The following is a 12,396-nucleotide window of genomic DNA, read 5'->3' as shown; positions in this document are numbered from 1 at the left end:
TCATAGATGAGTAAGAAAAAAGAAACAAAAAAAACGCCTGAGAAGTCAAACGATGAAAACTCGCTGACGCCTTGGCAAATGGCCAACCGAAAATACTTAGAAGAACATAAAGAACACACAGATCATCAGACAGGAACAAGTGAAAAAAGCGAGCATAAAGAAGAACAAAAAGAACCTACACCTCCTAAAAAAGAAGAACTACTTGTTGAAGAAGATGATTTATTAGACTATGAAGAAATCGAACATAAGAAAGACGGGGGACCGTATAATGGTTCGTTTATTGATCGCTTGCCTAATTTAAAAAATTATCGAAACAAAGTTTTATACAAAAGGCTGAGTTTAATCATTTCCATTCTTTTGATTCCTTTGTTATTTTTGATTTATTATGTTTCCCCGTTGAGCAAATTAGAGGGCGTTTCTGTTTCCGGAAATGAAGTTGTTTCGAAAGAAGAAATATTGAAGGATACGCAATTAGCATTGAATCAGCATATTTGGGGACAGTATTGGCAGCGCCAAAGTTACATCGATCATTTGAAAAAAGAGCAGCCTCGAATAAAATCTGCTACGATCGGTTTTAGTAGTGTCAATACATTTGATCTGTCTGTCACTGAATATAAAGAGATTGCTTTGATTTTAACGGACGGAAAATATAGTCCTGTGATCGAAGATGGAACAGTGTTGGATGAGATAGTTGAAAGTCCAACAAAAAATCTTCCGATCCTAGAAGGATTTACTGACTCAACAAAAATCAAAGATTTAGCAAAAGAATATAATAAACTATCGCCAGAGTTACAAAAAGCCATTTCGGAAATCAAATATACGCCACGTAATACGAATCAGAATTTGATCCAGCTGAATATGAACGATGGGAACCAAGTGATCGTCAATATTACTAACTTAGCAACGCAAATGAATTTTTATGCGCAAGTAGCTAGCGAAATGGAAGAAAATGGTGTCATCGACATGGAAGTAGGGATTTTTTCTTACCCTTACTCAAATAATAGCGAAGAAGCGCAAGAAGAAGGATCAGAAGAAAGTACAGAGGCAAGTGCGCAAAGTACGGATCAAACTTCTACTTCAGAAACGGGCGTTGATGAGCCTCAAATAAGTGAGAATCAAGGCGAAATGAATCCAACAAATGAAAATACGACCCCATCTTCGTCAAGTTTAGATGAAAATTAAGAAAACCACTGTAAAATGTGATAATCTACTTTCTAAAAACTGGTAATTTATGGTAAAATTGGAAACAGTGAATATATCTATTAAGTATATTTTTAAAACGGACGTTATTGGTTCGCATGTATATGGAATAGTTAAGTAGGAGGGAATCCCATTCATGGCAAAAACAGGAATGTACGTAGGCCTTGATATTGGAACGACATCTGTCAAAGTTGTCGTGGCTGAATATATCGACAGCCAAATGAATATTATTGGAGTAGGGAACGCAAAATCAGAAGGGATTAACCGAGGCATCATCGTTGATATCGATAAAACAGTACAAGCGATACAGCGAGCAGTGCGTCAGGCAGAAGAAAAAGCCGGCATTCAAATCAAAAGTGTAAGCGTGGGTCTACCAGCAAACATGCTTGAAGTAGAAAACTGCCAAGGGATGATTGCAGTAAACGGAGATTCAAAAGAAATCACCGATGAAGATGTCCGCAATGTGGCTTCAGCTGCACTGGTTCGTTCAATACCTCCTGAACGTCAAATCGTGTCAATTTTACCACAGGACTTTACGGTAGATGGATTCGAAGGCATCAAAGATCCTCGTGGGATGATCGGTGTCAGATTAGAAATGTATGGTCTATTATTTACTGGACCAAAAACAATCATTCATAACATTCGTAAATGTGTTGAAAATGCGGGATTGATCGTCAATGAATTAGTGATCACACCTTTAGCGTTGACTGAATCAATTCTTTCGGATGGAGAAAAAGATTTTGGTACAATCGTTATCGATATGGGTGGCGGACAAACAACAACAGCTGTCATGCATGACAAACAGTTGAAATTCACGAGCCTAGATCAAGAAGGTGGCGAATTTGTCACAAAAGATATCTCCATTGTTTTAAATACTTCCTTCAACAATGCAGAAGCATTAAAAATAAATTACGGGGATGCATATCCAGAACGTACCTCAGAGCAAGAAGTATTTCCGGTAGATGTGATCGGCCAAACAGAACCTGTTCGAGTCGATGAACATTACCTATCAGAAGTAATCTCTGCTCGGATGGAACAAATCTTCAATAAAGCAAAAGAAGCGTTAGATCAAATCGAAGCGTTAGAGCTGCCTGGCGGTATTGTCTTAACTGGTGGGGCAGCAAGCCTTCCAGGTGTCGTTGATTTGGCACAGGAAATATTTGGCGTAAATGTGAAGCTTTATGTACCAAATCAAATGGGTCTAAGAAATCCAGTATTTACAAACGTGATCAGTATCGTTGATTACTCTGCGAATTTAAGTGAAGTATACCAATTAGCTAAAATCGCTGTTATGGGGGAATCAGCACCTGTTCATTATACAACCAATGAGCCGGAAGCTCACACATCTTATGAACAATACGATGTGGCAGAAGAAACAACGTATAACGAAGAACCAGAAGAAAAAAATTCTGGCGAAAACGTAACAAGTAAAATCAAAGGATTTTTTACCAATATATTTGATTAATCATCGTGGGAGGAAAAAAACATGGAATTCTCAATTGATAATAACATCAATGACGGCGCAGTCATCAAAGTAATCGGCGTCGGTGGCGGAGGCGGAAACGCTGTAAACCGTATGATTGAAGAAAACGTTAAAGGTGTTGAGTTTATCACTGCCAACACAGACGTCCAAGCATTAAAAAATTCAAAAGCTGAAACAGTGATCCAATTAGGACCTAAATACACACGTGGTTTAGGTGCAGGTTCACAACCAGAAGTTGGCCAAAAAGCAGCTGAAGAGAGTGAACAATCTCTACGTGAAGCATTAGAAGGCGCAGACATGATCTTCATCACTGCTGGTATGGGTGGTGGAACTGGTACTGGTGCTGCACCGATCGTTGCTGGAATTGCTAGAGAATTGGGTGCATTGACAGTAGGTGTTGTCACTCGTCCATTTACATTTGAAGGACCAAAACGTGGCCGTTTTGCTGCGGAAGGTATCGCACGTTTGAAAGAAAACGTAGATACATTATTGATCATCTCAAACAACCGACTTCTTGAAGTCGTTGATAAAAAGACACCAATGCTTGAAGCATTCCGCGAGGCAGATAATGTCTTACGCCAAGGTGTGCAAGGTATCTCTGATTTAATCACTGCACCAGGTTACGTAAACTTGGATTTTGCTGATGTGAAAACAGTGATGGCAAACCAAGGTACTGCTTTGATGGGTATCGGAGTAGCAAGTGGTGAAGAACGTGTGATTGAAGCAACGAAGAAAGCAATCTCTTCTCCATTATTAGAAACATCGATCGATGGGGCAGAACAAGTCCTATTGAACATCACTGGTGGCTTGGATATGACGTTATTCGAAGCACAAGATGCTTCAGATATCGTAGCAAATGCAGCAACTGGCGATGTAAATATCATCTTAGGGACATCGATCAATGAAGAAATGGGCGATGAAATCCGTGTAACGGTCATTGCTACAGGTATTGATGAAACAAAAAAGGAACGGAAGTCTAGTCGTCCAGCTAGACAAACGTCAACTCAAACGCAATCTTCTGCTCAAAGCAATCGATTAGACATGGACCAAGCAAAACCAATTACTGCTGAGGATGAAAGCAGTTTTGGTGATTGGGACATCCGCCGCGAACAAAATGTTCGTCCAAAAGTGGATGAGTCTAATTACGAAACTATTGAGAAAAAAGAATTTGATACATTCAATCGTGAAGAAACAAAAACAAAAGGTGACGACGAATTGAATACACCGCCGTTTTTCCGTCGTAAAAAATAAAAGGAGGAAGAGCACATGATTGCTGACAACTTGCAGAATATCAAGCAAGACATTCAGGATTCGTGTGCTCTTGTTCATCGTGACCCGAAAGAAGTGACATTAGTAGCTGTTACAAAATCTGTAGAGTCACTCCAATCTGAAGAATTAATCAATGCTGGAGTCACACATTGTGCAGAAAATCGTGTCGATAAATTGTTGCAAAAAAAACAAGATTTGCTTAAATATTCTGAAGTGAAGTGGCATTTAATTGGTAATTTACAACGCAGAAAGGTAAAATTGATTGTAAATGAAATTGATTACTTTCATGCGTTAGACAGTTTGAAATTAGCAGAAGAAATCCAAAAAAGATTAGAAAAACAGCTAGCTTGTTTTGTGGAAGTCAATGTGTCTGGTGAAGTATCGAAACACGGTATCTCACCAGCGGAGCTTCTACCTTTCTTAGAATCTTTAGCAGCCTATCCAAATATACAGGTAGTGGGACTTATGACTATGGCACCGAAGGACGCTTCTGCTGAACAAATTCATAAAGTATTTGAAACGCTGAGAGAATTGCGTGATCTTGCCCAATCAAAACAATACACACATGCACCATGTACCGAACTGAGCATGGGGATGAGCCAAGATTTTCAACTTGCAATTGAAGAAGGAGCTACATTTATCCGTGTAGGAACAGCGCTATTCAAAGACGAGGAGGAAGAATAATGCCACTTTTAAACAGGGGAGCAATTGCTAATTTTTTCGGATTAGCGGATGAAGAAGAGTACGAATACGAAGATTATCCTGAACAACAACAGGTTGCCAAGCAACCAACTAAATCAAACACACAGCATCAACAACATTCTCCAGCTGTTTCACAGCCGATTGAAAAAAAACAACGTCCAGCGATGACATCTCGTCCGGTTGGTCGTGAGAATGCGCCGATGAACGAAACAAAAAAAGTCATTGAATTACATCAAACTTCTACAAAAAATACGCAAAAAGACCAACGACAAACGAGACCATCTGTTCAACCTAACACACAGTTAGCAGGAAAAATCACAGTGATGGAACCTCGTGCCTACTCTGAAGCGATGACGATTGCTAAAAGGATCATTGCGGGAGAAGCAACATTAGTCAATTTTCGATTAGTAGAAGAAAAGCAGGCTCGACGTATCGTGGATTTCCTAACAGGGACAGTCTATGCGTTAGACGGCGATATTAAACGAGTAGGTGATGAGATTTTCCTTTGCACACCTGCTGGTCTGGAAATCGATAGTTCAACGGCTCAATCTTTCGCAGATGGCAGTATGTTTGATCTGTAAAGAGGAGGAGTAAACATTTATATTCTTTTTATGTTACTTAATTTAATTTCACGTGCTGCATACTTTTACAGCATGATTCTAGTAGTTTATGCGTTACTATCTTGGTTTCCTGGAGGGTACCAATCTAGTCTTGGACGTATATTAGCAAAGATTTGTGAACCATATATCAGCCTATTTGATCGTTTGCCGTTAAGATTTGGACCAATTGATTTTACGATCTTAGCATCGATTTTGATTTTGAATCTTGCCGTACAAGGATTGCAGCATATCGTTTTATGGATGATTACGTTCGCTATTTAGCGTAGAATAAACAGGGAGTTAGGAGGGGATCAAGTGGATGCGAATGTATATCAACATTTCCGAGTAGATGAACGTTCTTTTATCGACTCTGTCGGAGATTGGATTGAACAGGTCCAGAGTCAGTATGCACCATATCTGACAGAATTTCTTGATCCGAGACAGTGCTACATCTTAGAGACCCTGATACGTCAAAATAGTGACTTGCGTTTTCAGTTATATGGTGGGTATGAGCAAGCGGAACGGAAAAGATGCTTGATTTTCCCAGACTATTATGAGCCTGTTGATGAAGATTTTGAAATGTCATTATATGAAGTCCATTATCCCAGTAAATTTGCCAGTTTAAGCCATGGGAAGATCCTAGGTACACTAGTTGGTACAGGGATAAAACGTTCATATTTTGGTGATATTATTTCAGATGATGAACGATGGCAAGTTTTCATTGCAAATGAAGTCGACCACTTTGTCGTTAATCAAGTGACTAAGATCGGAAAAGTAGCTGTACGCTTAGAGGAAATCAAGTATACAGATATGGTCTTGCCAAAAGATAGCTGGATGCAAGAAAGAGGAACGGTCACTTCACTTAGACTGGACACTGTGATATCGGAAATCTATAATATATCCAGACAACGTTCGAAGCAATTGATCGAAGCAGGTAAAGTAAAAGTCAATTGGACAGAAAATACAAAACCGGACTTTCTACTTGAGTTATTGGACATTGTTTCGATCAGAGGGTATGGTAGAATACAGATCCAAGACCTTGAGGGGAAAACGAAAAAAGACAAGTGCAGGGTGTTGTTTGGTGTATTACGTAAATAAAACAAGAAGGTGGTTTACTCATGGCTTTAACTCCATTAGATATTCAAAATAAAACATTCCCAACAAAAATGCGGGGATACAATCAAGACGAAGTAGATGATTTCTTAGATTTAGTTGTTCGTGATTACGAAGAAGTAACACAAAGAAATCGTGAATTAGAAAAAGCAGTAAAGCATTCGGAAGAAAAACTTGAGTACTTCAATGAATTGAAAGATGCGTTGAATCAATCGATCATTGTGGCACAAGATACAGCTGACAAAGTAAAAACAAGTGCAAGCAAAGAATCAGAAGTGATTGTTACTTCTGCACAAAACAAAGCGGACGAAATGGTCGCAAATGCTGAAAAACGTGCGCACCAATTAACTACAGATGCTGAAGAAAAAGCACGTCGTATCTTGACAGATGCGACTGAAAAAGCAAGACAATTAGCGACAGAAACAGAGGACTTGAAGAAGAAAACTCGTGTATTCCATCAACGAATCAGCTTGATGTTGGAATCTCAACTTGAACAAGTAAAAAGTCCAGAATGGGATGAGATCCTACAACCATTTTCTAGTTATGTAACAGATAGCCATGAAGTAATCAAAGAAGTTTTGGCAAAACAGCTTGACAATGAAAATGAAAGTGATGTACACTCTGAAACAGGAGTATACGAGTCTCCAGTGACTGCTTTTGATACGCAAGCAATCGATCTTTCGATCATTCCTGGAGAATACGAAGAAGAGTAGAACAGAAAAGCATTTTGACATTCTTAAAGCGAGCCAATGACAGTGTAAGATTGGTAAGACCCTGCAAAGTGAAAGATCCTCTACTTGATTTATTTCTGAACACTAGTAAGAAATAGCGGTTGACCTCGTTATCGGTCTTTGAGAGTTACGATCGTAACTAAATTTGGGTGGTACCACGGCATGTTCGTCCCTAGGATGAGCATGCTTTTTTGCGTTCTGTAAACTATAGTTAAGGAGTGTTTGTATGAAAATGAAAGAAACCTTACAACTAGGAAAAACAAGTTTTCCTATGCGTGGGAATTTGCCAAACCGTGAAGGTGAATGGCAAAAAGAATGGGAAGAAAATCAAATCTATCAACAAAGACAAGCGTTGAATGAAGGCAAACCAAGCTTTATTCTTCATGATGGTCCTCCATATGCAAATGGAAATATTCATTTAGGTCATTCGTTAAACAAAATCAGTAAAGATATTATCATCCGTTCAAAATCAATGTCTGGTTTTCGTGCGCCGTACGTTCCTGGCTGGGACACACATGGCTTGCCAATTGAGCAAGTGTTGACGAACAAGGGAATCAAGAGAAAAGAAATGACGATGGCTGAATACTTGGAAAAATGTCGTGAATATGCCCTTTCACAAGTAGACAAACAGCGAGAAGACTTTAAACGTCTAGGCGTTGCTGGTGATTGGGAAAATCCTTATGTCACTTTAGATCCTTCCTATGAAGCTGCACAGATCCGTGTGTTTGGTAAAATGGCTGAAAAAGGATATATCTATAAAGGATTAAAACCAATTTACTGGTCACCATCTAGTGAATCCTCATTAGCTGAAGCTGAAATTGAATATAAAGATGTAAAATCTCCGTCAATCTATGTCGCTTTTACTGTGAAAGATGGCAAAGGTCTTTTGGAAGAAGATACTGCTTTCGTTATTTGGACAACTACACCATGGACATTGCCAGCTAACCAAGGGATTGCTGTAAATCCAACATTTACGTATGTCTTAGTAGAAGCTGATGGTCGCAAATTTGTCGTTGCCAAAGATTTGATGGAAACGGTACAACAAGCAATTGGCTGGGAAGCAGTCCAAGTCTTAAAAGAATTTGCAGGACAAGAGATGGAATACATGACAGCGACACATCCATTCTATGATCGTGAATCTTTAGTGATCTTAGGAGATCACGTGACGCTGGATGCCGGTACTGGATTAGTTCACACTGCACCTGGACACGGGGAAGATGACTATATTGCAGGAAATCGTTACAAATTACCTGTTGTTTCTCCCGTTGATTCTAAAGGTGTATTTACTGATGAAGCTCCTGGATTCGAAGGAATCTTTTATGACAAAGCAAATCCAATGATCACGGATCTATTAAAAGAAAAAGGTGCCTTGTTGAAATTGGATTTCTTCACCCATAGTTACCCACATGACTGGCGTACTAAAAAACCTGTCATTTATCGTGCAACACCACAATGGTTTGCTTCAATCAATGATTTCCGCCAAAACATTCTTGATGAAGTGGAAAAAGTTGATTGGATCATTCCATGGGGAAAAACACGTCTTTACAATATGGTACGTGATCGCGGCGATTGGGTCATCTCACGCCAACGTGCTTGGGGCGTCCCACTACCAATCTTTTATGCTGAAAATGGTGAAGCAATCATTACACCTGAGACGATTGAACATGTCGCTGAATTATTTGCGGCCCATGGCTCAATCATTTGGTTTGAAAAAGAAGCGAAGGACTTACTACCTGAAGGCTTTACGCATCCAGGATCACCAAATGGCGAATTTACTAAAGAAACAGATATCATGGACGTATGGTTTGATTCAGGTTCTTCTCATGAAGCAGTTTTACGTCAACGCCCTGAGTTATCTTTCCCAGCAGATATGTACCTTGAAGGCTCCGATCAATACCGTGGTTGGTTCAACTCAAGTATCACAACAAGTGTCGCGATCAATGGTGTTGCGCCATACAAAGCAGTTCTATCACAAGGGTTCACGTTAGATGGCGAAGGTCGAAAAATGAGTAAATCATTAGGCAATACGATCGTTCCAGATAAAGTGATCAAACAATTTGGTGCGGATATTCTACGTCTATGGGTATCTAGTGTGGACTACGAAGCAGATGTTCGTGTGTCTATGGATATTTTAGGTCAAGTTGCTGAAGTTTATCGAAAAATCCGAAATACGATGCGTTTCCTATTAGCAAATACGGATGATTTTGACCCTAAGAAAGATGCAGTAGCGTATGAAGATCGTCGTTCAGTTGATAAATATATGACAGTTCGTTTAAATCAAGTCATCAAAGAAATCCGTGAAGAAGGATATGATAAGTATAACTTTATGCAAATCTATCGCACAGTGATGAATTTCTTAACAGTTGATCTTTCTTCTTTCTATCTTGATTTTGCAAAAGATGTTGTTTATATTGAAGCAGAAAATGATCATCAACGTCGTTGTATGCAAACTGTTTTTTATGAAACAGCTGTTTCATTAACAAAATTACTGACACCGATCATTCCTCACACAACAGAGGAAATCTGGTCCTTCTTAAAAGAAGAGGAAGCTTATGTTCAATTAAGTGAGTTACCAGGATATGTTGAATATCCTAACCAAGATGAGTTATTAGATACATGGGCGGCCTTCATGGATTTCCGTGATAAAGTCTTAAAAGCACTAGAAGAAGCAAGAAATAGTAAATTGATCGGAAAATCATTAGAAGCAAAATTAACGATCTATCCAAATCAACAGGTGAATCAATTATTGACAGCAGTTGCTGCTGACATTCCTCAATTATTGATCGTCTCACCAGACTACTTTACGGTTATGCCAGAAAACACTGAAGCGCCTGAAAATGCTTTAGTCTTTGATGATGTAGCGATTTTAGTCGAAAAAGCAGAAGGTGAAACATGTGATCGTTGCCGTCAAATCCGTAAAGATGTTGGAACTGATGAAAAATTACCACACTTATGCGGACGTTGCGCACAGCTTGTTGAAGAATTCTATCCAGAAGCAGTCGTAGAAGGTTTTGAATAGAAGTTAGTAAAAAACAACCAAACACATCTTGTGTTTGGTTGTTTTTATTACATCAAAGAGTATTTTTAAGCGAATAGCAAGTGATTGGTCACTAATCCAATTTACCACGTTCACGGTACCAATGATCTGGTTGCCAGATCCATTCGAACCCGTCTTTTTCTAAAAGCTCGAATGCTGCTTCAGGACCCATAGAACCAGCTTTATAATTCGGGAAATCCGGTTGTACTTGATCCCAAACTTGGCGGATCACGTCAACGATATGCCAAGATTGTGCGACTTCTTCCCAATGAGAGAAGTTTGTACTATCACCGTTCAATGCATCTAACATAAGCTTTTCATACGCTTCAGGACTATTTTCGACCATTTCAGCACTATTGCGATATTCCAGTTTGATTGGATCGGTGGCGAAGCCTTGACCAACTTTTTTTCCATTTAATGTAAATGAAAAACCTTCTGTTGGTTGAATATAGATAGTCAAAACATTTGGTGGTAACGTTGGATCATTACAAGGTTCGTCGATCGATGTTTTAAATACATTGACAGGTACTTGTTTAAAGACGATATTGATTCGTGTACCTTTTTCAGTAAGACGTTTCCCAGTCCGTACATAAAACGGTACGCCAGACCAACGGAAGTTATCGATCGTGAATTTTCCAGCAACAAATGTTTCAGTTGTTGATTCTGGATCAACGTTGTCTTCTTCACGATAGCCTTTGAATGTCTGATCATCTAATTGACCTGCAGCATATTGCCCACGTACAAAATTTTCTAAGACTTCTTTTTTTTCATAAATACGAATAGCTTTTAACGCTTTGATTTTTTCTGATCGGATTTCTTTTTCGGAAAAGGCAACTGGTGGTTCCATCGCAAGTAAAGCTAATACTTGAAGGATATGATTTTGGACCATATCTTTTAACGCACCACTGTGGTCATAATAGCCGCCACGATCTTCAACACCTAAACTCTCACCAAAAGTGATTTGGATGTTGTCGATGTAACGATTGTTCCATTGAGACTCAAAAATATTATTGGCAAAGCGAATCGCAGAGATATTTTGGATCATTTCTTTACCTAAATAATGGTCAATACGGAAAATATCATCTTCTGGAAAGACTTGTCGAATTTTTTCATTCAATTCAAAGGCAGAATGGAAATCAGAACCAAAAGGTTTTTCGATAATCAATCGGTTGAAGCCAGCTTCAGTGATGATTTTCTGAGATTTCAAATGTGAAACGATCGTACCGAAAAATTGTGGAGCCATGGCTAAATAGTACATTCGATTACCATTCAAGTGGTATTTTTCATCTAAACGATCAGATAATTCTTTTAATGTTTGGTAATGAGAAGAATCATTGACATCATGGGATTGATAATAAAAATGGCTGGCAAATCGTTCGGCTTCTTCGGCAGAAGGATTCAATGTTTTGATTGTTCCTTTAACCACTTCACGATAGTGTTCATCGCTCCAAGGACGACGTGCTGTACCGATCACAGCAAAATGTTCGCTCAAGTTGCCCTTTTTGTATAAACGAAAAAGGGAAGGATACAATTTACGTTGTGCTAAATCTCCTGTACCGCCAAATATAGTAAATAATACGTTTTTTTCATTCATTATTTGGGTAATCTCCTTTACAGTTTATCAACAAAAATTGTACTGGCGGCTTTAAAGCTGACAGGAATTTTTTTAGTTTTATTTTGGATGGTGATTGGTCCTTCATAGGCCGCTACATCAGTAATTTCATAAGTTTCATCAATATTGACATCGATTGTGACTAAATAGTCTAATAATTCCTTTTCATCAAGGACACGAGCAATCCGGATTTTGGTACCGACTGGGTAGGATTCAAGTGTTTGACGACGTTCTTCATGGACAACCTGTTCCTTTTTAGGAATAATGCCTCCATGTGGGCAGTGTTTAGGATGATTTAAATAACTTTCTAAATGATCCGCAAGCTGTTCAGAAGTCACATGCTCAAGGACCTCAGCATCGTCATGAACCTCATTCCAGTTGTAATCTAAATGTTCGACTAAAAAAACTTCCCATAATCGATGTTTACGTATCAGGCTACTTGCTTTTATCAGTCCGCTATCAGTCAATTGTACACCTTGGTAAGGAGAGTGTTCGACTAGTTTTTCTTTAACGAGTTTAGAAATCATTTCGCTTACTGAAGCAGGTGACACTGCTAGGCTAGAAACGATTTGTTTATTGTTGACTTTTGTTGTGTCACCGCCTAATTCCAGAATGATTTTTAAATAATCTTCTCGGTTTGGTGTCATATG

General features: G+C 38.9%; 11 protein-coding genes. 9 read left to right on the top strand and 2 right to left on the bottom strand.

Features of this window, described 5'->3' with window-relative positions; genetic code table 11:
• The first annotated feature begins 6 nt into the window (after nucleotides 1–6).
• The 9 genes from P3R27_RS07400 (at nucleotide 7) to ileS (ending at nucleotide 10,116) form a co-directional block, all read left to right on the top strand.
• On the top strand, nucleotides 7–1,182 hold the full coding sequence (locus P3R27_RS07400) for a cell division protein FtsQ/DivIB (RefSeq protein WP_034689849.1): 1,176 nt from the start codon (nucleotides 7–9) through the stop codon (nucleotides 1,180–1,182).
• Between the two features lie 154 nt (nucleotides 1,183–1,336).
• Nucleotides 1,337–2,665 carry a cell division protein FtsA gene (gene ftsA, locus P3R27_RS07395; protein WP_034689847.1) on the top strand — a complete coding sequence of 443 codons (1,329 nt, stop codon included), beginning with the start codon at nucleotides 1,337–1,339 and terminating at the stop codon, nucleotides 2,663–2,665.
• Between the two features lie 21 nt (nucleotides 2,666–2,686).
• Nucleotides 2,687–3,934, top strand: coding sequence for a cell division protein FtsZ (gene ftsZ / locus P3R27_RS07390; protein ID WP_010735977.1), 1,248 nt, complete (start codon nucleotides 2,687–2,689; stop codon nucleotides 3,932–3,934).
• A gap of 15 nt (nucleotides 3,935–3,949) precedes the next feature.
• A complete protein-coding gene (locus tag P3R27_RS07385; RefSeq protein ID WP_034689845.1) occupies nucleotides 3,950–4,636 on the top strand; it encodes a YggS family pyridoxal phosphate-dependent enzyme in 687 nt (228 codons plus the stop codon).
• Nucleotides 4,636–5,235, top strand: coding sequence for a cell division protein SepF (locus tag P3R27_RS07380; RefSeq protein ID WP_034689844.1), 600 nt, complete (start codon nucleotides 4,636–4,638; stop codon nucleotides 5,233–5,235). Before P3R27_RS07385 ends, P3R27_RS07380 begins: the two co-directional genes overlap by 1 nt.
• A 30-nt stretch (nucleotides 5,236–5,265) precedes the next feature.
• Nucleotides 5,266–5,535: a YggT family protein gene (locus tag P3R27_RS07375; protein ID WP_010735974.1), complete on the top strand. Its 270-nt coding sequence runs from the start codon at nucleotides 5,266–5,268 to the stop codon at nucleotides 5,533–5,535.
• A 33-nt stretch (nucleotides 5,536–5,568) separates the two neighbouring features.
• A complete protein-coding gene (locus P3R27_RS07370; RefSeq protein WP_034689841.1) occupies nucleotides 5,569–6,351 on the top strand; it encodes a YlmH family RNA-binding protein in 783 nt (260 codons plus the stop codon).
• Between the two features lie 20 nt (nucleotides 6,352–6,371).
• Complete coding sequence (locus tag P3R27_RS07365) at nucleotides 6,372–7,079, top strand: DivIVA domain-containing protein (protein ID WP_010735972.1); 708 nt, start codon at nucleotides 6,372–6,374, stop codon at nucleotides 7,077–7,079.
• 244 nt (nucleotides 7,080–7,323) lie between these two features.
• Nucleotides 7,324–10,116, top strand: coding sequence for an isoleucine--tRNA ligase (gene ileS, locus P3R27_RS07360; RefSeq protein ID WP_034689839.1), 2,793 nt, complete (start codon nucleotides 7,324–7,326; stop codon nucleotides 10,114–10,116).
• Nucleotides 10,117–10,207: 91 nt separating this feature from the next.
• On the opposite strand, the gene zwf is transcribed toward ileS, so the two are convergent.
• The gene (zwf, locus tag P3R27_RS07355) at nucleotides 10,208–11,731 is read right to left on the bottom strand and encodes a glucose-6-phosphate dehydrogenase (protein WP_200868972.1); all 1,524 of its coding nucleotides are present in this window, start codon (nucleotides 11,729–11,731) and stop codon (nucleotides 10,208–10,210) included.
• Between the two features lie 14 nt (nucleotides 11,732–11,745).
• Nucleotides 11,746–12,393 (bottom strand): transcriptional regulator EfaR, encoded by a 648-nt coding sequence (efaR, locus tag P3R27_RS07350; protein ID WP_010735969.1) that lies wholly within the window; start codon nucleotides 12,391–12,393, stop codon nucleotides 11,746–11,748.
• Between the last annotated feature and the right edge of the window lie 3 nt (nucleotides 12,394–12,396).

The sequence above is a fragment of the Enterococcus spodopteracolus genome, from assembly GCF_030441955.1.
Taxonomy (GTDB): Bacteria; Bacillota; Bacilli; order Lactobacillales; family Enterococcaceae; genus Enterococcus_B; species Enterococcus_B spodopteracolus.
This window is presented reverse-complemented; position numbering and strand designations above follow the sequence as displayed.